Raw genomic sequence first — 25,633 nt, forward strand, 5'->3', positions numbered from 1 at the left:
TGCTAAACGGGACCTCGTCCTGGCCGGAGGAGGCGAGACACCAGCATGATCAGCCGCCGCCGTCTGACATTTCAACTGACACCGCTGCTGGACCTGCTCCTGATCGTGATCTTTGCGCAGTTCATGGATACTCAGGAGACGACGGCTCGCATCGAACAACGTTCTCAGCAGCAGGTGACGCAGGCTGAGCAGGAAGCGAAAACGCTCAGAGAAGAACAACGAATCGCACACCGAAAGCTCGCCGAACTGAATCGTTCGAACAGGCAACTGCTACTTGATGCAATGCAGGCAGAAAAGAACGCCATCGAGATACAGAAGCAGGCGCGTGCCAAAGCACAACTGACGGAGAAGCAGAACCGCGAACTCAGCGAACAACTGGAACAGACGCGAGAACAACGCAACCTCGTGGGTGAAATGGTGCAGCAACTGTTTCAACTGCCTGATTCCCTGCTGGATCCCCTGTTAAACGCCAAACCAGATCCGGAATCCGAACAGACAAAAAAGGAAATCGAACGCATCAAAAAACAACTGCAGGAACTGGCGGGGGGCAAAGCCATTGATGTCGTTAAGCATTTCCTGACTTATGATGAACTGACGAAACGCAGCGACATCTGGGAACTCTATCTGACAGAGAATGGGGTTTTTCGCTTGAAAATCGGCGATCAGTCTGCGGAATTCCGGGCAGATTCCCCGCAGGAGTTTGTCGATCGCTTTTATGCTGTCTACAAAACCGTACCTCAACCCAAGAGCCTGGTGATCATCCTCTTCTCCTATGGCGATGCCCGTGCTTCGCTACGTTTTGCCGCCACGCAGGGCCTGCCCCTGGTCGCCGAACGCATGCGAACCGACAGCAGCGGCCGCACCCGTTACGAATACGCGGTGATGGGCTTCGCCCCTGAATCCGTTCCCGTTTCTCCCTGAGCGGCGTAGCGTCTCTGCACGCATGACAGATTGTCGCAAGTCACAATTGTGCTGTTGACGTCCTCGTAATCAATTCCAAAAATAAAAGCAGAGCCTGATATTGACTGCTGAATCAACTGGAGTCCTGCGGACTCTGTTTCCAGTTAATGACACAGGGGGCTGCGAATGTCTCTCAATTTACAGGTTCCACGCAATTGGAAAACCGAGGCAAAAAGGAGGGTTAATATGTTACGGTATGAATTTCACGGCGGATTACTCGACGGATATAACGTGAGTGAAGACTCTTCCGGGGTAGAAAAGCAGATCTTTGAAAAAGCCAACTTTTTTACGGAAGGAAAACAGGGGCATCATTTCAACGAAATTCCCAAACCGGTACTGGAAGAAGTTCTGGCAGACAGCGATTCCCCGTCTGAGAAAGTAGACCGGTTAATGGAAATGATGTGTCACCGTTACACAGTCGAGAAAAAAGACCAGGCAGGGGAAGACGAAGTCATCACCATGGCCTACTCGTCGAACAAGTAAGCACTGTTGAACGCGGTATTACGAACCGATTCCCAGTTCCGTTTTGACTTCTTTGAACTTCTCAATCGCGAAGTCCAGGTCTTCAATCGAATGGGCGGCTGAGATCTGCGTTCGAATCCGTGCTTTGCCCTTGGGGACCACCGGGAACGAGAACCCGATGACATAGATGCCTTTCTGCAGCAGCGCATCCGCTACACGCGCTGCCAGGGCAGCATCGCCTAACATGATTGGCACAATAGGGTGTTCGCCGGGCAGGACTTCGAAGCCGACTTGAGAAATTCCGGCACGAAAGTGTTTCGTATTGGCTTCCAGTTTATCACGGAGCTCTGTTGAAGCAGTCAGCAGGTCAATCGCGGCAATGGAGGCAGTCACGATTGACGGTGCCACGGAGTTCGAAAACAGGTAAGGCCGCGAACGTTGTCTTAACAGTTCAATGATCTCTTTGCGCCCGCTGGTATAGCCGCCACTGGCACCGCCGAGTGCTTTCCCGAGTGTCCCCGTGATGATGTCAACGCGATCCATAACCCCATGAAATTCATGGGTTCCTTTACCACGCGCTCCCATGAAACCGACGGAATGGGAGTCATCCACCATCACCAGCGCATCGTATTTTTCCGCGAGATCACAGATCGCCGGCAGATTGGCGATGTAGCCGTCCATCGAAAACACCCCGTCAGTGGCAATCATACGATACCGGGCTGATGCAGCGGCTTTCAGCTGTTCTTCCAGGTCCTGCATGTTGTTGTTTTTGTAGCGAAACCGCTGCGCTTTACACAGTCGCACGCCATCAATGATGCTCGCATGGTTCAGCTCATCCGAAATAATCGCATCTTCGGCGGTGAGCAGCGTTTCGAACAGGCCGCCGTTGGCATCAAAACAGGATGTGTAGAGAATCGTATCTTCCGTCTCCAGGAACTGGCTCAGCTTCTGTTCCAGCTGCTTGTGAATCGCCTGGGTACCACAGATAAAGCGGACCGAAGAGAGACCGTAGCCCCATTCATCCAGGCCTGCATGAGCGGCGGCGATCACAGCCGGGTGCTCCGCCAGGCCCAGGTAATTGTTGGCACACATATTCAGAACCGGCTCTCCCTCCGCGACACGGATATGCGCGTCCTGAGGCGTGGTGATGATCCGCTCTGACTTATAAAGCCCTTCCTCGCGGATCGTCGAGAGTGTCCGTTCCAGTTCCTGTTTGATCGAGCCATACATGAGACAAATCCTGTTTCATTCCGGAGGTTAAGTAGCGATTAAGTCTGATGGAGTTCGTTAAATGTTATTCCAGTCAAGAATGACTTTGCCGGACTGACCCGACAGCATCACGTCAAATCCCGCCTTAAATTCACTGGCATGAAAACGGTGCGTGATAATCGGGCTGATGTCCAGTCCACTCTGCAGCATGACGGTCATTTTATACCAGGTCTCGTACATTTCGCGACCGTAGATCCCTTTCAGGGTCAGCATGTTGAATACGACCACGTTCCAGTCGATGGCAATTTCCTGTTCGGGAATTCCCAGCATGGCAATTTTTCCGCCATGGCACATGTTATTCAGCATATCACGAAAAGCCTGCGGATTACCTGACATTTCCAGGCCGACATCAAAACCCTCTGTCATGCCCAGTTGCTGTTGGGCACTGGCAATGGGATTCTCGCGCACATCAAGGGCCAGCGTGGCGCCCATCTTGCGGGCCAGGTCGAGACGGTAAGGGTTCACATCAGTCACCACAACGTGCCGGGCACCCGCATGTTTGACGACAGCCGCCGCCATCACACCAATCGGTCCGGCTCCCGTGATCAGCACATCTTCTCCCAGCACATCAAAGGAGAGCGCTGTATGGACTGCGTTACCAAACGGGTCAAAAATCGAAGCGATATCGCGGTCGATTGAGTCATCGTGATGCCAGATGTTGGTCATCGGCAGGGAAATATATTCGGCAAAAGCGCCGGGACGATTCACGCCCACGCCCCGGGTATGAGCACACAGATGCCGCCGTCCTGCGAAGCAGTTACGACAGCGTCCGCAGACAACGTGCCCTTCCCCACTGACGATTTCGCCTGGCGAATAGTCGACGACATTGGAACCGACCTCGACAATCTCGCCCACAAATTCATGCCCCACCACCATCGGAACAGGAATCGTTTTCTGAGCCCAGTTATCCCATTTATAAATATGCACGTCCGTCCCGCAAATACCCGTGCGGTCGACTTTGATCAGCACATCGTTGATACCAATCGTGGGAAGGGGAACGTCTTCCAGCCAAAGCCCCGGCTTTGACTCCTTTTTAACCAATGCTTTCATAATGGAACTCATCACTCAGGAGAATTGGAAAAATTAAAGGGTGAGAATCCTTTATATTGACTCATTATCCATTATAATAGAAAAAGAATATCCGTTTTGCAAGAGTGAATATCCATTATATTGGATTGTGCGTCATGTCGGCTCATTCCGCCAGAAAACAGTCTGCTGCGGCAGCAGGTTCCGAATTGTCTCCTGATGAAATCAGTGGTCAGCTTTCGCAGCGCGTACGCGAACTGCGAAAAGAGCGCGGCTGGTCTCTCGATTCGCTCTCCGCCGCCTGTGGTGTCAGTCGTTCGATGCTCAGCCAGATTGAACGTGGTGAAGCGAACCCGACGCTGGCCGTCACCGTGCGGATTTCTCAGGCGTTCGGTATTGCATTGGGAGAACTGGTTGAAGCTCCTGTCTCCTCTTCTTCGATCGAAGTCATCCGGGCCGAGGATCGAACGTTTCATTATCGCTCTGATTCGGAATGCCGCATTCGGACGCTCTCTCCCCTGCACCTGGAAAAGGATGTGGAGTTCTACGAAGTCCAGTTGCACGCCAGTGGCAAGTTGCAGAGCGCGCCTCACTTTCGGGGAACTCGCGAATTCCTGACGGTGGAAAAAGGAAAGGTTCAGGTCGAATCAGGTGAAGACAGCACCCTGCTAGAGCCCGGCGATTCTGCCAGCTATCGCGTCGATGTCCCGCATGCGATTATCAACGTCGGGCGCGGCGAAGCCGTTCTGTTTCTGGTGGTCATTTACCAGAACTGATGTCAACGACGAAATCGCCTCACATTTAACCATGGCGCCTTCAAACTATTATACTCGGTTCAAAGGACCTTGGAGACGCTACGATAAAACGGGACACAGTCTATTGTTCGCAGGCGGTCAGGCTCGGTTCTGTTTCAGCTGCGGCTTGTTCCAGTTCGGCTTCAAAATATTTCTCGCGATGTCGATCCGCCAGGATTGTATCGATAAAGAATTGAGACGTATGAAACATCAGTAGTGGAAAGACGGCTGAGGGAATTCCTGCATTCCCCAACATCGACGCATCGGTGGCGACGAACACGGCAATCGGCAATGTTTTCTGACTGCCGGCGATGGCACTGGCGATCCGGTCGCGTGGTGCAAAGCGGAAGGTTTTTCCCAGCAGCAGATTGGCAGCAAATCCGCTGACATGCACCACGATACAGCTGATCCACACGACGGCGACTGCTGCCAGCGAGATGCCCACTTCGGAGGTCTGAATACCATAGCCGGTCTGCACTGCCGCGAGCAGCACCATGAATAACACAAAGACCAAAGCCACCGTTCCCAGCCGGGAAGTGATCCGGTCGGCAAACGCTTTGATCTGCGAATTCATGCGCAGGATCTGACCGAAGACTACAGGGAGCATCGCAGCATAGAACAGTTTGGTGATCATGGCGACGCGATCAAATTCGACCTCGCGTGACGTGATCAGCAGGATCCAGAATGGAACGGTAATAAAGCAGGCGCCGTTCGTAATCATCGTGACCATCAGGGAGATGCCGTCATTGCCGCCGCCACGGCGGGGCCAGACCGAGGCGCCACATAACGTGCAGGGTACGCAGGCCATGATGATCAATCCGATGCCAAAATCTGCCGTTAACTGCAGAGGCAGCAATGCCCAGGCAATCAAAGGCAGTAGAACCACGTTCGTCGCCAGGGACAGGATCAGTGGTCCCGGTTTTTTGATTGACGTCAGCAGGTGTTCTGAGTTCAGGCTCAATGACATCAGAAACAGCACAATCGCCGTTAACCAGGACGGGCGGATGAACAGTTTCACCTGCGCGAGGGTGTCCTGTGATCCCGTCTGCCCCGCGTAGACGCCGATCGCAATCACAATTGTTATACAGACTAAAAACCAGCGACGACGTAAAAAGTCAAGCATGACTCAGATTTCAGTTGGAGGAGTGCTGCAGGGCGCGTTAATTTTTGGGAGCATTATCGCGAATCGCGCGCCACCGTTTTTCCAGATAGGGGAATGCCGGCTTGAGCGCTGCGGGAGGTTTATTTTCCGCCACGGCGACAATGGCGCTGGAAAGTTTGCCCGACTTCGCATCACTGATTGCCATCAGGTACATGGAAGCGATGGTACGCTCGGGATCCACGCGAGAATAGAGTCGGAAGTAATCATTAAACGAACGGCTGGCGGAAGCGTCTTCCCCCTGCAGGTATTGGCCTAACGCCAGAAAATAGGTCGCTTGCTGGGCCGCCATCAAATGCATCAGTCGCGTTTCCTGCGGCACAATCAGGTCGGAAGGAAAACCGGCTTCCAGACGCGTGGTAACATAGCTTTCGATGGCTGCTTCCTGATCTCCCATTAACTGAGCAGTGCGTGTTTTCAGCAGTTTTCGCGTCGGCGCACCCCACTGCACTTCAAATCCTTCCGGTTTTTGTATCCTTGCTTTCGGATCAAAGGGCACCGGAGCACGAAATGGTAATTTGAGCGAAGCAATTCGTTTCGCCAGATCACCTTCGACGGCTTCACTGGCATCAATTTCTTTATCAGGGTATTCCGACACTTTGATTTCCGCGTCTTTCAGAATTCCTTTTCCAATGGTCTGCAGATGTGAGATGAAACCCGGATCCCCTTTTAATTCTTCCAGGTTGCGGAACAGCACAAAGGTCTGTTTGCGCGACAGGGAATCTTCCAGGCGTCGCATCCGGCTCGACCATTCACAGCTGCGTCCCATGATCAGGGCCTGCGGGGCTTTCAGTTCTTCGGCTGAAAAACGGTTCGCCGCGTCTTCGCCATAAAAGTCTTTCAGGATCTCGGGAGACTTCAGCACCTCAGCCAAAGTTGCCGTCTTCTGGATCAGAACGGTATCTGCCGGTTGATCTTTGGCAGGGATCGGCAGACCCAGCACCGGATCAAACAGGTAGACACTTTCATTCAGCAGGACTCCCACCAGTAATTTATAGGGAGCTTCTTTAGCAGGTTTTAACAGGACAGCGTCCAGACGCAACTGCCTGAGCATGTCAATGTAAATCCAGGCGCGTTGTTCTGCAGAGCCGGCACCCAGAATACAGATTTCATAAGGAGACAGAGGCAGTACATTTTGTTGGTTTGTGATGAGCACGACATTATTCATGCAGTAATAGAAGGCAGAAGTAATCCGTTCGACATCATTCGATTTGCCTTCGATTGAGGCGTTGACCATTCCATTAAAAAGCTGTGAATCACGGATGAATTTGCCATCAAATTCCGTAAATCGCGTCAGATCCATTTTCGCCAGTTGCGCTTCACTCAGATATTTTTTGAGAAATGACTTCTGGGAATCCGTCAGGGAAGGGGGATCAGTATCGAAATTTCCGCATTTGAAGGTCCACTGATTCAACAGGCCCACTGCACGTTCCAGGGACGAACTGATTCCCAGCCGTTCCGGCTCCAGCATGCTCATGGCATTATCGATATAGCTGTTGCAGTCGGGATCATCCTGATTACCAGAACCCGATTCGCCGGCAGTTTCCTCTGAACTGGTAGTTTTAGCAGACGTTGTGGGAGGTGTCTGCTTTTTACAGCCTGATACAGAAATCAACAGGGCCAAACAGCAAACACCAGTTATCATCATCAGGCGGGCAGCAGAGACGCATCGTATCGGATTCAGGATCATCATATCAGTTTTGGCTTCGTCGTACTGTACAGTTCCGGCTTTCAGAAGACGGGACCGTGTCTGTCAAAGATCGGTTAGGCCTCTGGAAGGAATTTCAAGAAATATCAGAGGAGAACACGCTGTACCAGATACTATAACCAATTTTCAGGCAGATGGAATGTCTGAAGTACTACCGATTTCATTGAACAGATCGCGGAATTTCTGCATCTGGAGGGCGAAGCCGGTGAATTCGTCCAGCGGGACCATATTAGGACCGTCACTGAGCGCCTGTGAAGGATCAGGGTGGGTTTCGGCGAAAATGCCATCGCAGCCACACGCGACTGCCGCCCGGGCCAGGAACGGAATCATTGCGCGATCTCCCCCCGTCGATTTTCCTCCCGGTGTCTGGACGCTATGGGTAGCATCAAAGATGACCGGCGGCCCCATCTGCTGCATGATCGGAATACAGCGCATGTCGTTTACCAGCCGACCGTAGCCAAAGGTGGTTCCCCGTTCTGTCAGCAGCAGTCGCTCCAGCCCGAAGGCCTCGCATTTTTTCACGGCATGAATACAGTCTTCCGGAGCCACAAACTGTGGCTTCTTGATATTCACCACACCATCATATTTCAGCGCCGCTTTGGAAGCCGCTTCCAGTAAGTCGGTCTGTCGCGCCAGAAATGCGGGGATCTGTAAAATCCGGCAGACCTCGGCAGCGGGAGCCGCCTGACATGGTTCATGTATGTCGGTGGTGACTTCCAGGCCGGTTTCCTGTTTCACTTTCGCCAGGATCTCCAGGCCGCGTTCGAGACCAGGGCCACGAAAACTGTCCACACTGGTCCGGTTGGCTTTATCGAAACTGCACTTGAAGACGAGGGACAGGTTTTCTTTCGAAGCGATTTCAGCCAGTCGCCTGGCAGTCGTCAGAACCAGTTCTTCACTTTCAATGACGCATGGCCCGGCAATGAATACCAGGGGAAGTTTTTTTCCGCATTGAACCTGACCAATCGAAACCGGGTTATGTGACACCTGTGAATCCTTTCCAACAGTATTACTTAAATTGATGCTTCGGGAATTATGGTAGAATTTGCCAGGTTCAGCAAGGCACGATAAATCGACCTGCCTTGGGGAGCACCGTAATTTCCAGTGGAGTCAGTCCGGTCGCATCCCCGTCGGTCTGAACGGGCACCGGCCGGGCAGAGCGAATCTGAATCCGATTTGCCTGAATGCGTTGCACATCAGGTGAATTCAAATGGGAGCCCCGTACGATCTGGTACAGGTATTTTAACGTGCTCCACAGCCCTTTTTTCTTAAACAGGATCACATCGAGCAGACCATCCGCGTCGTTCGCCGTCGGAGAGAAATTCAGCTTCAGACCGTAAGCGGGAATGTTAACAATAATCGCATGGTAGGCGGTGATTTCCTCAGAACTCTGGTCTGTCGAGATTAACAGTGGTTCATATGGATAGGAACGAATGGTTCGCCAGAGCGGTTTCAGATAACTCAGGTGGGAAATATTCCCTTTCCGGAATTCGGTCAGATCTGCCACGACGGCCGCATCAAAGCCCACACTGGCCATCAGGATGAATCGCTGCTGCTGCATCTGGCATAAGTCGATCTCCCGGGTTGCTCCCCGGCTGATCATCTCCCCGACAAATACGCCTGAGCGGGGGATTCCCAGGTAACGGGCCATCAGATTCTCGGTTCCCAGGGGAAGAATCGCGATGCGCTGGTCGGGGTAGCGATTCACCAGATCCTGTACGGTTCCATCTCCGCCGGCGGCAACCACGCACACAGGCGGGTTTTCCTGCGACCGGACACGCAGCAGTTCCTGCATACGTTCCCGGTTGGAAAATAATCGTGGGCGAATGCCTTTCTGCTTCAGGTAGCGGATCAGGTCGATGATCAGCGAGGCACGGGTTCCTGTTCCGGAGATCGGATTTCTTTGGATAGCGACCCAGGGTAAATTCATTTGCAGTCCATCTCTATCGTGGCGGCAGCCTGGCGAATCGGCTCGCTGGAAAGGGAATCAATCTGGAAATCAGGCGGAAAAACTTGAGAAAAAATATCGGGAATCGAGCAGAATTTGAAGAAAATACCAGATTCCGTTCGTTGATTCTTAATTTTGGCTGACAGAAAGCCGATTTCATAGGTACGATATCGTTATACTGTTTATGTTATTCAAGATTTTGGTGAAAAGCATAAAAACCAGGGCAGGCATTCTATCATTCGTGCCTGATTCTGCGTAATACAGGATTGAGGCATCTTGTTTTTTAGCCGGTTGTTACTACAAATAAGTAAGCCGAATCGACAAGTGTCCCCGTTTGTGATGCAGTATAAGTGAAGCAATAAATGTCTTAGTGGACAAAGGCTGTTTTCGTAGTGACCAATCCGCAAAAAATTCTCTTCTGTGGGCCTCCAGATGACCAGACTTCTGAGTTGCGAGAACAGTTCTCCAACGAAGACTATGTGGTGGTGACCCCGGAGAATCTCGCGGAAGGGATTGCGGAATTTGATCAGGGAAACATTTCCGCACTGGTCGTGCCAGCCACGACCGAAACCTTACCCCTGGCGCTCATTCAGTCTGGCTCCCTGCTCGAATTTTTACCACACGCTGTTGTGGTCCTGGATGCCGACCTGCGGATTATCTGGTCGAATCACCAGCTGGGAGAGCTGTGCGGTCACGAGGAGTCACTGATCGGCCACTCCTTCTACGATGCCTTCGGCGCTCCCGAAATACTGGGCCCCGACTTCAGCCCGTTTCATTCCGCGTTCTCCACACGTAAGATTGCCAAGAGCGGACTGCGGGTGGGAGATAAGAGCTACTTTGATGTCGAAGTCATGCCTGTACTGACGGCCCACGACAGTAAACAGGAACCCGCGTATCTGGTAGCCAGCGTGCGTGACATTTCTGAAGAAGTATTACAGCGGCAGAAGCTGAATGCCATCTACCAGGCTGGTCTTGAGCTCGGCGATCTTTCTCCCGAAGAAATCTTCGAGATGACAACCGAAGATCGTATTGAACTCCTGAAAGCCAAAATTCTGCATTACACCCAGGATCTGCTAGAGTTTGAAACCGTTGAAATTCGTCTGCTGGATAAAGCCTCCAATCGGCTCGATGTTTTACTCGCTGTCGGCATGGAACAGATTGCAACGAATCGCACCCTGTATGCGGATCCTGAAGCGAACGGCGTAACCGGCTTCGTTGCCGCGACAGGCAAAAGTTACCTTTGTGAAGACACGGCGCACGATCCCCTGTATATGACAGGGGCTCCCAATGCCCGCAGCTCCCTGACGGTTCCCTTAAGTCTGCACGATGAAGTGCTGGGAACCTTCAATGTAGAAAGCCCGCATGCGGGCGCGTTTGATGAAAATGATCTGCACTTCCTGGAACTGTTCAGCCGCGAAGTCGCGATAGCCTTAAATACTCTGGAACTGCTGGTAGTCGAAAAACTGACGACCGCCTCTGCCAGTACCGAGTTAATTATGCGTGGGGTCGTTGATCCGGTGGATGAGATCCTCAACGATACGGCCTGGATTCTGGAGCGGTATATCGGTCACGAGCCGAGTGTGTGCGAGCGATTGCAGCGTATCCTTAAAGATACTCGCCACATCAAGCAACTGATTCAACAGGTGGGAGATGAAATTGCTCCCCAGACACCTCATCATCACAAAGTGCCCACGATGAGACAGGTGAATCCCAAACTGGTCAACAAGCGGATTCTGGTCGTCGACAGTGATGCCACTGTCAGGCGGGCAGCACATGAACTGCTGGGCCGACTGGGCTGTGAGGTAGAAACTGCTCACGATGGCGAAGAAGCTTTCCTGATGGTCCGCAGCTTTCATTATGATGTGGTCATCGCCGATATCCGGCTGCCCGATATGAACGGGTACGAATGCTTCGCCCAGATCCGGGAAATCCATGAGCACCTGCCTGTGATCCTGATGACAGGTTTTGGGTACGATCCCACGCACTCCATCGTCAAAGCCCGGCAGCTGGGACTGAAATGTGTCCTCTACAAGCCGTTCCGCCTCGATCAGCTGATTTCCGGCGTGGAAAAAGCCGTCAGCATTTCGGAAGATATCACTTCAGAAACTTCGAATTGAAGTTCCTGCTTCCCGCTACGCTAGACGGGTCGCTCCCCTTTCCTGCTCGCTCATTTTCTCTTTTCAGAATACAGGCTCGATTTCGCTTCAGCCCTGCGATATATTAAAAAAAGTTAAAATATTGAATCCGCGCTCAGTTGAGATGACGATTTTTTAACTCGGATCACCGCCAGACAAATTCATTCCAGTGACACCCGGGATCACTTCTCACAAGGAGATTTTTCATGTCCAATTCAGTCGACCGCCGCGAGTTCCTCAAGAAAGCATTGATCGCGGGAACAGCCGTTCCAGCCTTCACCGGTGCACTGCCTCTGCTGCCACTGGCAGCGGCTCCCAAAAGCAAAAGTCCGAATGAAAAACTGAACCTGGCTTCGATCGGCGTGGCCGCCCGGGCTTATGCGAATATCAGCGGTACGAAATCAGAAAACTTTGTCGCACTATGTGATATTGATTCGAAGCGTCTGGAGATTGCCTCCAAAGAATTTCCCAAGGCCGACAAGTACGACGACTACCGCAAGGTTCTGGAACGCAACGACCTGGACGGCGTCCTGGTCAGTACTCCCGATCACATGCATGCCCCGGCAGCGGCAGCAGCGCTGCGAAAAGGTCTTCCCGTTTATTGTGAAAAACCTCTCACGCACTCTGTGTATGAAGCACGCGTCCTGACCGACCTGGCCGCCAAAGCTGGCGTCGCCACTCAGATGGGGAATCAGATTCACGCGAGTGACAACTATCGCAAAGTCGTAGAGATGGTTCAGTCGGGAGTGATTGGCCCTGTCCGCCGCGTGCATGTCTGGGTCGGTGGCGGAGTGCGGATTGAAGGCGAACGCTCTAAAGAAAATAATCCACCCGCTCATGTCAATTACGATCAATGGATCGGACCGGCTCCCTTCCGTCCTTACAATGAATCGCATTTCCACTTCAACTGGCGCTACTGGTGGGACTTCGGAAACGGTCAGCTGGGTGACTTCGGTTGTCACTATATGGACCTGCCTTTCTGGGCGCTGAAGCTGAAATATCCCAAGACGGTCGTCGCGGTGGGCGAAAAAGCCCATGGTGGTGTGAATGACTGTCCCAGCCTGATGAAGGTCGATTACGAATACGAGGCCCGCGAAGATCTGCCCCCGGTTCACATGACCTGGTATCACGGTGGCTGGAAACCCAAAGGTGCTGAAATGTACGAGAAAAACAGCGCCGTCCTGTTCGAAGGGGACGATGGACGCCTGCTCGCTGATTACGGCACGAACAAGGTCTTCATGGAAGCCGGCAAAGAAGCGAAACCGGTCGAACCCTATCTGACCCGTCCCAAGAGCCACCACATCGAATGGCTCGACGCCATCCGCAATGGTACTCCGACCGGAAGCAACTTCGGTTACGCGGGTCCTCTCACCGAGACCGTGTTGCTGGGCAATGTTTCCTACCGCGTCGGTCAGAAGAAACTGGAATGGGATGCCGACAATCTCAAAGTCACTAACGTCCCCGAAGCCGCCCAGTACATCAAACGCGAATACCGCGAAGGCTGGACGCTGTAGTTGGCATGAATCCAACGGACGAACTTTGCTTTGTCACAAAAAAAACAGCCTGCTGATTCTGGTTCAGCAGGCTGATTCTGTTTTCACTTTAAATTGCAATCAGCTTATTTATACTTCACAACCGTTTTATAGTTGGGAGCTAAAAACCGGGGACCGCGGCTCTTGTAGACCACTTTGCGTGGAGAGTAATACGAGTAGGTCGAGACTGCCGGAGCATAATAGGTGGTGACCGGTTGCACCACGACTGGCGTCTGGTAGTAAACTGGCGTCACAACCGGCGCCGGTACCAGGGCAGGAGAGTAATACGCGTTCATGGCCGGCACATAGTAGGCTGTGTTGACGGGTGCGGGAACCGAGTAAACGGGAGCAGGTCCTACATAGGGAAACGGTGAGCTGTAGTAAGTGATGCGTCCTCCCGCTTCGGATACGGATGACATCAACGAGAAACAGGCGACAACAGCGGCCGCGGTAAACAGCATTCGAATACGCATGGGTCTGACTCCTAAAGAGTGGAAAATCGAGTTTAGTCACGGATGAACCGGGCTCAGTTCATGCTGCTCAGGCACGTCCCCAAAGAGGTGCTTCCTGCCTGCGATCTCGACTTCCCTGTCAGACGTCATCAACTGGGTAAGTTGTGCCTGCTATATCGATTATACCGGGAAATCCGCGCACAGCTACCAGCCAGTTCATGTTTTTTCAATCTCAGACAAATCAATAAACTGTTATGGGTTCTGGCTTTCCGAAAAATTGACTCGATTCAGGCTTCAAAACGATCCTCAGGATTTCTGAGCCCCCTCAATCAGTCCCTGCAGGTATCCGAATGCATGCAGCCGTCCCAGCATGGTATAGCCGGGTTCCCCTGCTTCTTCTCCCACCAGCTGAGGCACATGATCGGGGCGAATCGGTCCTGTGAAACCGATTTTCTGATATGCTTTGACCGCGGAAAACATGTCGGTCGGGCCGTTATCGTGAAACGTTTCGACAAATCGTTCCCGCGTCCCCCGGATGTCCCGGAAATGGACATAGCGGATATGAGACCCCAGACGTTCAATCGTGGCGGGAATATCAACGCCCATCTCTGCAAACGTCCCCTGGCAGAAACAGATTCCGTGAGCCGGGCTGGAAGAGAGCTACATCAGCCGCTCAAAACTCTCCACGGAATTCATGATGCGGGCTTTCCCCATGAACGTATCCAGAGGCGGATCATCGGGGTGCATTGCCAGCGTCACACCGCAAGCTTCGGCGACGGGCAGCAGTTCCTGTAGAAAGCGTTCCAGGTTCTGCCATAAGCGGTCTGCTGTGATCGGTTCTCCCTGTTGCTGCTGCGTCGTCTGTGACAGTGAAACCGCCTGCTCGGCCTGTTCGACATCGAAGCCGGTCACCAGTGCGCCGCCCCGCTCCGGCGCTTTGAGTTCAGTGCGGACCCAATCGGTCCCCGCCATAAAGTTGTAACAGACAAACGGAATTCCCAACTGCTGAATATTCTGCAGCAGCACTTTCATCTCCTCGATCTCTTCGTCAAACCGTTCGTTGCCCAGTTTGATGTTTTCGATCGGCAGATAACCCTCGATTGCCGCAATCTGCAGACCGCAGGCGGAGACCTGTTCTTTGATCGACTGCAACTTTTCCAGGCCGGGTCCCGGATAACGGATCGTGACATGCGTGACGCCGATCTGTGCCAGCATCGTCAGGTTTTCGTTAGTAAAAGGCGTCACTACTGAAGTCAGTTGCATGGCGGAATTCCGTTTTAAGTTATGAAAACTCAGTCGCGCGATACTGGTTCGTCCCGGGCGTGAACAGTTCAGGCAGCCAGGCTGTTCCCAGCCCCGGCGTTTTCGGGATGACAATCCGCCCTGCTTCGACTTCCACCTGGGTATCGATCAGCTGTGGATACAGAATCCGCAGATGTGCACGCAGACTCTCCTGCCAGGCCACATTGTTCGAACTCGCGGCGACATGCACTCCGGACAGCAGCGTCAGCGGGCCCGTGCAGTCATGCATCACGACAGGCACATTATAAAACTGCGCCAGGCGGGTGATGTTACGCGTCTGTGAAATACCACCGACCCACGTCGGGTCGATCATCACAAAGTCGGCGGCCCGTTTTTCCAGCGCCAGTCGGTAGTCATCGGGGCCGTTGAACATTTCACTTACGGCAACCGGAATGCCTGCTTTATCCCTGAAGTCGCTCAAGGTATCGACACAGTCGACCCGCAGCAGATCTTCGGCCCAGAGAATATCATATTCCTGCAGGCGTTTGGCAATCCGAATGGCCGGGGCCAGCTGAAAGAAACCATGACCGTCGATGATCAGTTCGATATTGCTGCCCAGTGACTCCCGGATTTTCTGAAAAGGCTCCAGTGCCCGCGTGATATCTTTATGTGTGATGTGCAGCGGTCCGTTGGTTTTGTGCGCGGCGAAATCCAGCGTCCAGACTTTGAGTGCCTGGTAGCCTTCCGAAATCAGTGAGCGTGCCAGCTCCACCGGTTCATTGACGGCGGACCAGTAATCGTTCAGCGGTCCCTGGTTCCCCACCGATCCATATCCGGGCCAGGTATGAGTCGTTTTTTCTGCATTGGCTCCTCCGTAAGAGGGACCGCCGCAACTGTTGTATGTACGAATCGATTCCTGCACACAACCACCCAGCAACTGCCAGACCGGCTGTGAAGTCGCCTGCCCGAAAATGTCCCACAGCGCGAGATCAATCGCGGAAATCGCCCGCAATTCGGTTCCCCGCGAACCGAAGTTCGTCGCGCGTTCGTAAAGAAATCGCCAGTGCGCTTCGATATCCAGCGGGTTCTTGCCCATCAGGTAATGCGACATCCAGTCGTGGATCATCGCGGCGACGGCGTGTGGCGCGTAATAGGTCTCACCACAGCCGACGAGCCCTTCACTCGTGTGAATACGCACCAGCAGCAGACCGGGCATGATCGAATCGGCGATCGAGGTTTCAATTTTTGTGATCTGCATACGCTGGCTTTCTCAGAGGAAGACGATTCGTGGTGGAATTCCGTTTAATGGATCGATTCAAAGGGAAACAGGGGTTGACGGCGAAATTGATATTGGAACTGTTGCATGTCGGCAGAGGTGACTCCCGGCGTATTCACGCGAATCAGATTCGGGCAGACCGGGCTGTAGGCGGCCAGCGGAGCCTGCACTCCCTTGGCAATCAGGATCTGATAATCGGCGGGTGCAATGCCACATGAAGTCAACTGTCCCAGGCTGAACGGGGGCGTGCGATGGCTGTTGAGCATGATGGTCAGACCAAAGTCAGTCTTCACGACGGCAGTCGGTCCCATATGAAATTCGGTTTTGCCACCATGCCTCACTTCCGGTTCCTTGAAATGCCCGTCATGAATACTGACCACCGTCACATCGCAGATCAGGGGCGCACCATGCTGATCATCGGTTTTGCCTCCCATCGCGAGTTGAGTCAGTGTGGTCCCCGGTCCCGCGGCGATCGCCTGTTGAGCCGCCTGGGGATCGAACAGACAGGCGAAACTGGTGGGCCCGCCTCGACGTTTAATCGCATGTAATATCGTGGTGCCATCTGCCGGAGATCCGCCGCCGATGTTGTCCCCCATATCCAGGAAGCAGACTGGTCCCGTCAGCTGTTCCGCCCGGTCCAGTGCATCGTCGATACTTATCAGGTGTGCCTGGAATTCGTCACGACGCTGGATCAATGTTTCACCCAGCTGGTCTGCCAGTTGTTGTGCCAGTTCTGGGGCATTGTCGGTCACCACAATGAAACCCGATCCCATTTCGTACACATCAGCATAGGGGAATCCCAGGATAATGCTGTTACTCAATACGCCGGGCGTTTTGAGTAGTTCATCTGCCAGTCGATAGAGCGAGGCGCATGGTTCCGATGAGGTATGTTGACGCTCAATATTAATCGCGAGGGGGACGAAGCAGGCAGCCTGTGTCGGTTTGACTTCCCCTTTCAGAATGCGTTGCATCAGCCGGGCCGCTTCGATGCCTCGATCGCGCTGGTCGATGTGGGGATTCGAACGGTACACAATCGTGGCATTGCAGGCATCAATCATCGCCTGCGATACATTCGCATGCGCATCGAGAGTGCAGACGATCGGCATGTCTGGTCCGACAGTCTCACGGACCTGTGTCAGCCAGTACCCATCCAGATCCCGAGCCCCTTCGCTGACACCTGCACCATGTGGTGCAACCAGTAATCCATCCAGTGGGCCAGCTGCTTTTAGTTCTCTCAACATTTGTTGCAGCAATGTCTCGACGGTGGGCTGGGTGATTGTTCCTCCAGGCAGTGCACGCGCCACAAAAATTGGCACCGCTTCGATATCGGTTTCAGCAAGACTGGCAAAAAATCCGCCAATCTCATGGGCCGAATCTGCAAAGATCGGGTAGATCGACTCACCGGTCGCCAGCACATCATATTCAAAATCGGACAGTTCCGTCGCCGTCTGAATAAACGTATTGGATTCGTGCTGCAACGCAATGATTCCGACACGCATGAGAGGCTCCTTTGTGAACCGGGCAAAAATAATGACTACCGAAAATCCATAAGAAAACGAGCAGTTATATCTTAATGTGGAACGGTGTATTCAGTATAATGGAACAATGCTCTGGTTGCAAGCAGCCAGAAAATTCTTCGTCTTCTGTTTTTCTGAATGTCAATTGCAATGCTGGTCACCAAAGAAGTCACATCGCTGGGCAAGGCATTTCTGGTGCTGGAGGTGCTGGCAGCAGCCGATGGTTCGCTGACACTGTTGGAAATGGTACACGAACTCGGACTGCCCAAACCGACCGTGCATCGAATTCTGCAGGAACTGGTTGAACTGGGATACGTGAGCCGTCTTGAAAAAGGCGTGTATCAGATTACCCCGAAACTCCGGCGGCTGGCATCCGGTTCTCTGGAAGATCGCTTGACGGAACTGGCGGCTCCCCTGCTGAGGGAACTGCATGAGTTGACGGGCGAAACCGTCAATCTCGGCGTCCTGCGGGGCACTCATGTTCGCTACCTGAGCGTACTGGAGAGTACGCATCCCCTAAGGCGGATTGTGGAGCCCAGCAGCACCGATCCGTTTTACTCGACCTCTCTGGGCCGGGCGATCACTTCACAATTGACGGAGGAAGCATGGGACGCCCTGATCGCACGGACCCGGCTGGTCGCCCGCACGAGAGAAACGGTTATCGATCTCAAACAGCTTCGTAAAATTCATCAACAGACGCAGGCCGATGGTTATTCCGTCGAACAGGATCAGAACGATGTCGGCGTGACCTGCATCGGAGCGCCCCTCTATGAAGGGACGCAGATCGTTGCCGCTATCAGCCTGAGTGTACCCACGGCCCGCGCCGATGCAAAAGCGCTGCAGCGATTTATCAAAGCCGTGGTACGGACGGCCCGGCAGATTTCACAACAACTTCAACCTCAGACATGAGACAACCATGAATCAGCCACAACCGGAAACCATCACGCTCGACATGATGCGGGAGCATCTGCACTCAGCCATCATTTGCGACGCCCTCGATTCGCTGGGCTACACCAATCAGTCGCCACGCAAGGAACTGCTGCCCATGACGGTGGATGCGGTTGTCGTGGGGCGCTGCAAAACCAGCCTCTGGGCCGACATGTACCACGTTGATCCCAGTCCGTACGAACTGGAACTGAAAGCCGTGGATTCGATCAACGCCGATGAAATCTTCATTGCCGCTGCCAGTGGTTCGATGCGGTCGGGGATCTGGGGAGAACTGCTTTCTACCGCCGTCAAACATCGGGGTTGCTGTGGTGCCATTATCGATGGCGCGGTTCGCGATGTCCGGCAGATGCGATCCATGCAGTTCCCGGTCTGGGCGGCGGGAACGTCTCCCTATGACAGTAAAGACCGTCAGCGGATTATCGACATTGATGTGCCCGTCGAAATCGGCGGCGTTTACTTTGCGCCCGGCGATCTGGTATTTGCCGACGTGGATGGCATCGCTGTCGTGCCGCAGGCCGTCGAAGCCGAAGTGATTCAGTCCGCCTGGAAAAAGGTGCACGAAGAAAACACCTTTCGCGACAGCATCAAAAACGGCATGTCCGCAACGGAAGCCTTTGCGAAGTACGGGATTTTATAAAGACTGCCGCTAATCGGTTTTTGCAGGGTCCCACCAGGCATCCAGTAATCGTCGCAGCTCAGCCAGGGACTCAGCCTGTTCGGGGTCGTCGATCAGGTTCTGCGTTTCTCCCGGATCGTGTTCCAGATCGAACAGCACATCGCCGTTGGTGTAATTGTTCCAGGTTTTTCCCTGCGCATTCGGGTTATGAGAAGTGATCAGTTTCAGGTTCCCTTTGCGAATCCAGCGGTGTGCAACTTCGCGTCCCGGCTGGTTCAAAGCCGTCGCATCTCCCGGAAAGACTTCTCCATAGACGGCGCGATCTTCCGGCAATGTTGCTTTCCCGCGCGCCGATGGCAGCAGGTTGACGCCGGGCAGCTTTGCGGCTTGCTTCCCCTGCCCGGCTGCATGCAGCAGTGTGGGCACGATATCAATACTGCTGACCAGTGCCGTATGCGTGGCTGGTTTTGTATGTCCGTCCCAGCGGATCAGAATGGGCGAACGCAGACCATCTTCAAAGGGGGAGCGTTTACTTTCTTTGGTATGGTGAAAGTTCTCGCGTGGCTTCATCGGTCTCTCGCCCGGCGTCCAGCCATTGTCGATGACGAACAGAAACAGCGTGTTCTTGAGGTCGGCTTGCTGTTCCACAAACTGGACCAGTTCTCCGACGGTATCATCGAACTGCGAGCAACTGGCGTAATATGCGATTTCATGTTTCGCCACGCGCGGATTGTTGCGATACAGGTCGAAATATTTTTGAGGCGAATCGTGTGGCTGGTGTGGCAGATAGGGAGCATACCAGACCAGCCACGGCGTGGAGTTCTGTTCGCAGTCTGTGACGAAATCGTAAATCGGCTGCATGGTCTCCCGGCCGATCTTCAATCCCCAGTCTCCATTGCCGTGAGCCACCAGTGTGCCGTTTGCCAGTTTGCGGTTCCCGCCGAACGACTGGCCGGGAACTGGTTCAAAAATGGTCATGCCTTCAGTAAAGCCGGCGTTGCGATAATGGCCTTCCCAGAACTTGCCTGTCTGCAGGCAGCGATAACCGTTCGCCGCCAGGATGCGTGGCAGTGTATCGACGTTTTTGATCAGTTGAAACGCCTGGCTGCGGGTCGACTCGTATTCGTTGCGCGAAGTCATTTTATTGAAAGCACTGTTGCCTGGAGGCGGATGGTTATAGTGGATCCCGCTCTGATGCGGATAAAGGCCGGTCAAGAGCGTGGCCAGCGAGGGACTGCAGACACTCGTCGGCAGATAGCCATTCACATAGCGGGCCGACTGCTGTGCCAGACGATCGATGTGGGGCGTCTGAATCTCTGTGTTGCCCATAAAACCGAAATCGCGAAAGGTTTGATCGTCTGAAATAATCATCACAATATTGGGAGATCGTGCAGGTTCCGCTGCGGCCAGCTTCCCCGGAGAGCCGAGGAAAACAGAAAGAGACAGTATCAGGAAGAACGCATTCCAGAATGCTGACAGGGCATCAATTTGAGTGCGTTTCATTGGTGCGAATCTCTCCCTATTAAAATCGAGACGGTTTCCAGTCATTCAGCATAGCTTGAAGGGACGGGGCTGTCATTCCGAATCTGCGTTATGAAATTCCACTTTCGCCGCAACTCTGCCCTTCTGGAAACGGTATCTGCCTGTGAAAATAATGAAAAGAAAGCAATACCAACATTACAAATCCGGTTTTGTGCGGTAACATAACATCTACTGCAGTCAACGAAGCCGGATAATGGACTCGGGGTGACTGCGGTTGCTTTCAGATATTCAAAAAAACAATCGCGTCACAGTTTCAGGAAAAGGAAGATTCCCGTGAGTATCAATACATTAGAGTATCAACCGGGCGGCGATAAAAAGAACTCTGAATTTTTCGAAGACTACCGGATGAAAATCTTCGAACGTCGAAAATCCAGTGGCATCGAAGACCTGCTGGGGACCATGCGCGGCATCGTGCTGCAGGTGGAAACGGGAGAAGTGATACCTTATCTGCATGAACTCTACCTGATGACCCCCTACCGTTTTTCCGCTGCCTTCCGAAACAATACGCACAATGTGTATATCCTCACCTCGCATCCCGACTATCCGCGGATGTTCATCCTGGAGCCGCTGGAGAAGGACTACGCCGACGAAATCACGATGTTCAATCGGCTCTACCCGCTTTCCAGTAAAAAGCCCAACGCACGTTACATCGGTGAAATCTTCAGCACGAAAGATGTCAACGAAACGCGAAGCACGCTTGAGTCGCACAGCGTGCGGTTCAATTACCACCACGAAACCAAAAATCCGTTCTTTACCGATGCCCATTTTGTATTCACCTTCCCTTCTGACTTTACCTGTAACCGGGTCGGCTACACCCAGGAAGACATCGACGATTACGATGTGCTCCAACTGGGGAAACCCTTTGAACTCGACCCCGAAGTCATGGAGTCGCTGAATCAGGTGCTCGCGTTTGGCGAAGCTCATAAGCTGAATAAACTGGTGCTGGGAGTCGACCATCTGGCCACCCGGATTCTTGCTGGCGAACGGGAAGATGCGATCCTCGAATTCCTGACCATGTCCAACCATTACTTCTGGGGCGCTTATAATATTGCGGAGATGAACTCATCCACGAACGTGACGCGGAACGGTTACGTCGATAACGATAAAAAATCACCTGCCAAGGTCTTCACGGCTAACAACACGCCCTCCTTCGTGAACTCCTTTGAGAATCTGCCCATGCCCACAGAAGATTTCGTTCGCAATTACGGACGTCGGTTGCATCATGTGGCCTATGAAGTGCTCGACGGCGATCATCGGGGCGGTGAAAAGAACGTGGATTACGTCGTGCAGACTCTCAAAGACAAAGGCATTCCGTTCCTGGCACATGTCGTGGGGGAATGCGTGGATGAACCCAATCTGAAGCAGATTTTCTCCAAACACTCCCAGTATTCGATTCTGATTACCGAGTATGTGGAACGCTGTCACAAATACGAGGGTTTCTTTACCAAGTCCAACGTGGCCGCTCTGACCGAAGCCGCCGGCATCGACGAACGCTACGATCACGGGCACGTTTTCGACTGACAGACATGCCCGGACGTTCCCCGGAATTTTACGCTGCTCTACTCACACCATGAATTGAAATCACTATGAATCCTACTTCTTCAGAGCTGCCACGGCTTGTTGTTATCGGAGGAGGTTTTGGCGGCATCAATGTTGTCAAAGCATTTAAGAATGAAGCGGTCGAGATTGATCTGATCGACAAGCGAAATTACCACCTGTTTCAGCCTCTGCTGTACCAGGTGGCAACGGGCGAACTGGATCCGGCGAATATTGCGGCACCGATTCGCAAAATTCTCTGGAAACAGAAAAACGTGCACGTCGCGCTGGGGGAAGTCACCGCCATCGACTTTGATAAAAAACTGGTCTGCTTTGATGGTGGCGAACTTGACTACGATTACCTGGTCATCGCCACCGGAGCCCGGCAGTCTTATTTTGGTCACGATGAATATCGAGTGTATGCGCCGGGATTGAAGTCGATCGACGATGCGCTGGAAATTCGCAGGCGGTTGTATCTCGCGTTTGAAGAGGCGGAATGGGAAGCCGATGAAGAAGCCCGCCGTAAAATTCTGACGTTTGTGGTTGTCGGCGGCGGACCGACGGGCGTGGAACTGGCAGGTGCGATCAAAGAAGTGGCTTCCGAAACTCTACCCCGCGAATTTCGCAATATTCAATGTAATATGGCCCGCGTGATTCTCGTGGATGGTGGTCCGCGTCTGGTAGGCCCCATGCCTGAAGATCTGAGTGCCCGTGCGCAAAAAGTGCTGGAAAAAATGGGGGTTGAAATTCATCTGAATGTGCACGTGACCGATGTGACAGAAGATGGCGTGAAAATCGGCGAGGAAACCATTCAGGCCGAGAATGTGTTCTGGGCCGCGGGCGTCCAGGGACAGGATCTGGCGAAAACACTCGATACCGAAGTCGATCGAGGCAGCCGGATCGTTGTGGGCCCGGACATGTCAATTCCCGGCCACCCCGAAGTTTTTGTCATAGGAGACGCCGCACATGCGACCGATGCCAAAACTGGAAAACCGGTGCCCGGACTGGCACAGGGCGCCATTCAGACCGGTCGTTTCGTAGCAGACATCATCAAAAAGGAAATCAACGGAAACGCACCGAAAGAGCGGCCGCAATTCAGTTATTACGACAAAGGCTCGATGGCGATGATCGGTCGCGGTAACGCCATCGCCGCGATCGGCAAAATCCATTATGGCGGGATACTGGGCTGGATCTCCTGGAACATTCTGCACGTGATGTTCCTGGTCGGCTTTCGCAACCGCTTCAAGGTCATGCTCGACTGGTGCTGGAACTACCTCTGGAAAACCCGCCGCTCCCGTCTGATCACCGGCGATCCCAAAGTCCACATCAAACGCCTGTACTCGGATCATCAACCCCCCGAAGTCAAAGCGGGGAAAAAGAAAAAGCACGACGCAGGGGAATCCTGAACTTCAATTTGGGAGCCGTGAAACATGAAATATCTGATCGCTGCACTCATGGCAGGCTTTTTGATTCTGGCCATGTTCGGCTTTATCTGGAAAACGGAAGGCGAGTTTCGCCAGGCTGCGCTGGATCGCGGCTGGGATGGCGAACAGGATTTTGGCATGGAACTGCCCGGCGATCTGTTGCAGCGAGTTTCTATCGCCAACCTGCTGAGGGTGTATTCCAATCCGATTTCCGTCCTGCTGGTGGGGCTCTGCTTTGGAATCGCGTACCAGCTGGGAGGCTCCGGCGGCGATGCAAAATCTGATCAGCCGGTTGTGACCAAAGAGCAAAAGTAGCACGAATTGATACCAGTATGATTTCAACATGAGGAGGAATGACATGGATACGGAAGAACATAAAGCAGAAAAACAACGTGGCTCTGCAGAGGCGGGACTGGTCTATTTTGGCGCAATCCTGACCGGTTTTATTGGAATCATCGCATCTGCAACGGCATTTTTTAATGCAGAAATCGAGGGACGCAGTCTTTATCTGCTGGCGTCGGCTGTGGTCTTTGGTTTGCTGGCCAATGCCATGTATCGGAATTAAAGCGGAAAAATCGAATAATAAATGAAACAAAGGGGGCCCGATCGTCGTCTCAGAAGGTAACGTACTCACTAATCTGAATAAGGAAGTCCTGCCATGCGACGCGCGTTTCCGGTTTTATTGTCAGGCTTGTTGATCGTAAGTTGTCTCCCTTCCCTTGCCTGGGCTCTGGGGGAAGAAACGTTTGGTAATCGACGGTTGAACGCGTTGAATTACAAAGACTGGCCCGGAATTGAACCTGTTATCAATCATGAGAGCCGCGTCTATCATGTCTGGGTCAATGGAAATGAGCATGCTTACTACCGCGGCGATATCGATGCACTGAATGATGTCCTGCAGAAATTTGCTGCTACGAATCAGAAGCAGCATGAGATCGTACTGCGACCCGGCCCCGCTTCCACAAAGTCGTTTCGAGAGACACAAAGCATTCCCTATCAATGGGACCTGCATCTGGTGGGCGGCCTTGCCCGGGCCATGGCAAAGAAGGACCAGGGGGGAAAAATCTGGAACCTGCATCCGATGCTGTCTATCTATGTGGATGAGACGATTCCGCTGGATCAGCTCAAAATTCCCGCTGGTGTGACTCTGCTGGAACTGGCGGATCTGGAAAAGCGGTTTTCCGCCGGACTGACCAGCACCGATATTACGGTTCGTGGCTGGGACGCCGGTCAGCTGGCAGGACTCAATCCCTACAGTACCAGCAACATGAACGCGATTGCGAAACTGCTGGATGATAACGAAGTCTGGGTGCGGTTAAACGCCGCCGGGGCGCTGTCGGTCTTTGGAAAAAAAGCGACACCGCTGCTGCCGGACTTGCGCGCCAGGCTAGACACCGATGATGAAGCGTTCAAAAAAAGACTCACAGAGACGATCAAAATCATCGAAACCGCGCCGGACAACTCAGAGGCAGAAAAACAGCATCAGAAAACACGGGAACAGATCCATCTGTTTCTGAAGGCGCAGAAAAAATAATGTGCTCTATTGCGAACCTGCCTCATTTCTTCAACAGGGAGAGAAACGATGCCGACATGTAGACTCATCACGATGCTGTTTGGTTTACTGGGGCTGCTGTTGACGGCTCAGGATGCCTGGGCAATTGAGTTTGGAATCGGGCAGTCGAAGGAAGAACTCGGACTCAAATATGAGCTGTCCGTTGTCGACCATGGCACTGGTCGCGTGACAATCGAGCTGGAGATTGCCGATGCCGGGAAGTTGAAGCCCATCAATTCTATTTCGCTTTACATTCCGGAGGAAGGAACATCAGGCCGGCCCGATCTGATGGTTTCGCTGGCAACCAGAACGGTTGACGGAAAAACCCAGGTTCGTGCTCACATGAAAAAAGAACTGGCAGAACGTGCCCAGTTGCAACTGAAAACAACGAGCGATCCTCGGACCGGCAAACCGACGCCGCTGACCGGGTATTATTTTACCATCCATGTGGATGAATTCATCAAGGATAAAAAATAGAAGACTGACGGGCTATAATCTTCTAAAGGCAGCGCGCAAAAATAAGCAGGCCAGCAGA

General features: G+C 53.0%; 23 protein-coding genes and 1 pseudogene. 13 read left to right on the forward strand and 11 right to left on the reverse strand.

Annotation, left to right across the window (positions count from 1 at the left end):
- The first annotated feature begins 45 nt into the window (after nt 1-45).
- A complete protein-coding gene (locus AACZ40_RS02915) occupies nt 46-921 on the forward strand; it encodes a hypothetical protein (protein ID WP_291176179.1) in 876 nt (291 codons plus the stop codon).
- A 225-nt stretch (nt 922-1,146) separates the two neighbouring features.
- Nucleotides 1,147-1,443 carry a hypothetical protein gene (locus tag AACZ40_RS02920; RefSeq protein ID WP_291176182.1) on the forward strand — a complete coding sequence of 99 codons (297 nt, stop codon included), beginning with the start codon at nt 1,147-1,149 and terminating at the stop codon, nt 1,441-1,443.
- Nucleotides 1,444-1,461: 18 nt separating this feature from the next.
- On the opposite strand, the gene AACZ40_RS02925 is transcribed toward AACZ40_RS02920, so the two are convergent.
- On the reverse strand, nt 1,462-2,652 hold the full coding sequence (locus AACZ40_RS02925) for a glycine C-acetyltransferase (RefSeq protein WP_291176184.1): 1,191 nt from the start codon (nt 2,650-2,652) through the stop codon (nt 1,462-1,464).
- 57 nt (nt 2,653-2,709) lie between these two features.
- Complete coding sequence (gene tdh, locus AACZ40_RS02930; protein ID WP_291176187.1) at nt 2,710-3,741, reverse strand: L-threonine 3-dehydrogenase; 1,032 nt, start codon at nt 3,739-3,741, stop codon at nt 2,710-2,712.
- 134 nt (nt 3,742-3,875) lie between these two features.
- On the opposite strand from tdh, the gene AACZ40_RS02935 reads away from it, so the two are divergent.
- Complete coding sequence (locus AACZ40_RS02935) at nt 3,876-4,493, forward strand: XRE family transcriptional regulator (RefSeq protein WP_291176191.1); 618 nt, start codon at nt 3,876-3,878, stop codon at nt 4,491-4,493.
- A 100-nt stretch (nt 4,494-4,593) separates the two neighbouring features.
- Here the strand turns inward: AACZ40_RS02935 and AACZ40_RS02940 are convergent, their stop codons facing one another.
- From AACZ40_RS02940 to AACZ40_RS02955, 4 genes are all read right to left on the reverse strand, one after another.
- A complete protein-coding gene (locus AACZ40_RS02940) occupies nt 4,594-5,634 on the reverse strand; it encodes a bile acid:sodium symporter (RefSeq protein WP_339673208.1) in 1,041 nt (346 codons plus the stop codon).
- 37 nt (nt 5,635-5,671) lie between these two features.
- The gene (locus AACZ40_RS02945; protein ID WP_291176196.1) at nt 5,672-7,294 is read right to left on the reverse strand and encodes a hypothetical protein; all 1,623 of its coding nucleotides are present in this window, start codon (nt 7,292-7,294) and stop codon (nt 5,672-5,674) included.
- A gap of 210 nt (nt 7,295-7,504) precedes the next feature.
- Nucleotides 7,505-8,365, reverse strand: coding sequence for a 3-deoxy-8-phosphooctulonate synthase (kdsA, locus tag AACZ40_RS02950; protein ID WP_291176199.1), 861 nt, complete (start codon nt 8,363-8,365; stop codon nt 7,505-7,507).
- 67 nt (nt 8,366-8,432) lie between these two features.
- Nucleotides 8,433-9,308, reverse strand: coding sequence for a diacylglycerol kinase family lipid kinase (locus tag AACZ40_RS02955; RefSeq protein ID WP_291176200.1), 876 nt, complete (start codon nt 9,306-9,308; stop codon nt 8,433-8,435).
- Nucleotides 9,309-9,718: 410 nt separating this feature from the next.
- On the opposite strand from AACZ40_RS02955, the gene AACZ40_RS02960 reads away from it, so the two are divergent.
- Both AACZ40_RS02960 and AACZ40_RS02965 read left to right on the forward strand, forming a co-directional pair.
- Nucleotides 9,719-11,443: a response regulator gene (locus AACZ40_RS02960; RefSeq protein ID WP_291176203.1), complete on the forward strand. Its 1,725-nt coding sequence runs from the start codon at nt 9,719-9,721 to the stop codon at nt 11,441-11,443.
- Nucleotides 11,444-11,667: 224 nt separating this feature from the next.
- Nucleotides 11,668-12,975 (forward strand): Gfo/Idh/MocA family oxidoreductase, encoded by a 1,308-nt coding sequence (locus tag AACZ40_RS02965; protein WP_291176206.1) that lies wholly within the window; start codon nt 11,668-11,670, stop codon nt 12,973-12,975.
- Nucleotides 12,976-13,079: 104 nt separating this feature from the next.
- Here the strand turns inward: AACZ40_RS02965 and AACZ40_RS02970 are convergent, their stop codons facing one another.
- The 4 genes and pseudogenes from AACZ40_RS02970 to AACZ40_RS02985 all read right to left on the reverse strand — a co-directional run bounded on the left by AACZ40_RS02970 (nt 13,080) and on the right by AACZ40_RS02985 (nt 17,462).
- Nucleotides 13,080-13,466: a hypothetical protein gene (locus AACZ40_RS02970; protein ID WP_291176209.1), complete on the reverse strand. Its 387-nt coding sequence runs from the start codon at nt 13,464-13,466 to the stop codon at nt 13,080-13,082.
- 285 nt (nt 13,467-13,751) lie between these two features.
- Nucleotides 13,752-14,708 (reverse strand): annotated as a pseudogene (locus AACZ40_RS02975) (mannonate dehydratase).
- A 19-nt stretch (nt 14,709-14,727) separates the two neighbouring features.
- Nucleotides 14,728-15,945 (reverse strand): mandelate racemase/muconate lactonizing enzyme family protein, encoded by a 1,218-nt coding sequence (locus AACZ40_RS02980; protein ID WP_291176213.1) that lies wholly within the window; start codon nt 15,943-15,945, stop codon nt 14,728-14,730.
- A 44-nt stretch (nt 15,946-15,989) separates the two neighbouring features.
- Nucleotides 15,990-17,462 carry a M81 family metallopeptidase gene (locus tag AACZ40_RS02985; RefSeq protein ID WP_291176216.1) on the reverse strand — a complete coding sequence of 491 codons (1,473 nt, stop codon included), beginning with the start codon at nt 17,460-17,462 and terminating at the stop codon, nt 15,990-15,992.
- A 168-nt stretch (nt 17,463-17,630) separates the two neighbouring features.
- Here AACZ40_RS02985 and AACZ40_RS02990 point away from each other — a divergent pair, with 168 nt between their 5' ends.
- Both AACZ40_RS02990 and AACZ40_RS02995 read left to right on the forward strand, forming a co-directional pair.
- The gene (locus tag AACZ40_RS02990; protein ID WP_291176219.1) at nt 17,631-18,389 is read left to right on the forward strand and encodes an IclR family transcriptional regulator; all 759 of its coding nucleotides are present in this window, start codon (nt 17,631-17,633) and stop codon (nt 18,387-18,389) included.
- A 7-nt stretch (nt 18,390-18,396) separates the two neighbouring features.
- A complete protein-coding gene (locus tag AACZ40_RS02995) occupies nt 18,397-19,065 on the forward strand; it encodes an RraA family protein (protein WP_291176222.1) in 669 nt (222 codons plus the stop codon).
- Between the two features lie 9 nt (nt 19,066-19,074).
- Here the strand turns inward: AACZ40_RS02995 and AACZ40_RS03000 are convergent, their stop codons facing one another.
- The gene (locus tag AACZ40_RS03000; protein WP_291176225.1) at nt 19,075-20,547 is read right to left on the reverse strand and encodes a sulfatase-like hydrolase/transferase; all 1,473 of its coding nucleotides are present in this window, start codon (nt 20,545-20,547) and stop codon (nt 19,075-19,077) included.
- A 312-nt stretch (nt 20,548-20,859) separates the two neighbouring features.
- On the opposite strand from AACZ40_RS03000, the gene AACZ40_RS03005 reads away from it, so the two are divergent.
- The 6 genes from AACZ40_RS03005 to AACZ40_RS03030 all read left to right on the forward strand — a co-directional run bounded on the left by AACZ40_RS03005 (nt 20,860) and on the right by AACZ40_RS03030 (nt 25,575).
- Entirely contained in the window at nt 20,860-22,107 is a 1,248-nt protein-coding gene (locus AACZ40_RS03005) for a hypothetical protein (RefSeq protein WP_291176227.1), read from the forward strand.
- A gap of 65 nt (nt 22,108-22,172) precedes the next feature.
- The gene (locus AACZ40_RS03010; protein ID WP_291176230.1) at nt 22,173-23,528 is read left to right on the forward strand and encodes an NAD(P)/FAD-dependent oxidoreductase; all 1,356 of its coding nucleotides are present in this window, start codon (nt 22,173-22,175) and stop codon (nt 23,526-23,528) included.
- Nucleotides 23,529-23,552: 24 nt separating this feature from the next.
- Nucleotides 23,553-23,861 (forward strand): hypothetical protein, encoded by a 309-nt coding sequence (locus tag AACZ40_RS03015; protein WP_291176232.1) that lies wholly within the window; start codon nt 23,553-23,555, stop codon nt 23,859-23,861.
- 43 nt (nt 23,862-23,904) lie between these two features.
- Nucleotides 23,905-24,111, forward strand: a complete 207-nt coding sequence (locus AACZ40_RS03020; RefSeq protein WP_291176234.1) for a hypothetical protein — start codon at nt 23,905-23,907, stop codon at nt 24,109-24,111.
- Between the two features lie 93 nt (nt 24,112-24,204).
- A complete protein-coding gene (locus AACZ40_RS03025) occupies nt 24,205-25,080 on the forward strand; it encodes a hypothetical protein (protein ID WP_291176236.1) in 876 nt (291 codons plus the stop codon).
- Between the two features lie 48 nt (nt 25,081-25,128).
- Nucleotides 25,129-25,575 carry a hypothetical protein gene (locus AACZ40_RS03030; protein ID WP_291176238.1) on the forward strand — a complete coding sequence of 149 codons (447 nt, stop codon included), beginning with the start codon at nt 25,129-25,131 and terminating at the stop codon, nt 25,573-25,575.
- Nucleotides 25,576-25,633: the final 58 nt, after the last annotated feature.

It is taken from the genome of uncultured Gimesia sp., from assembly GCF_963972345.1.
GTDB lineage: Bacteria > Planctomycetota > Planctomycetia > Planctomycetales > Planctomycetaceae > Gimesia.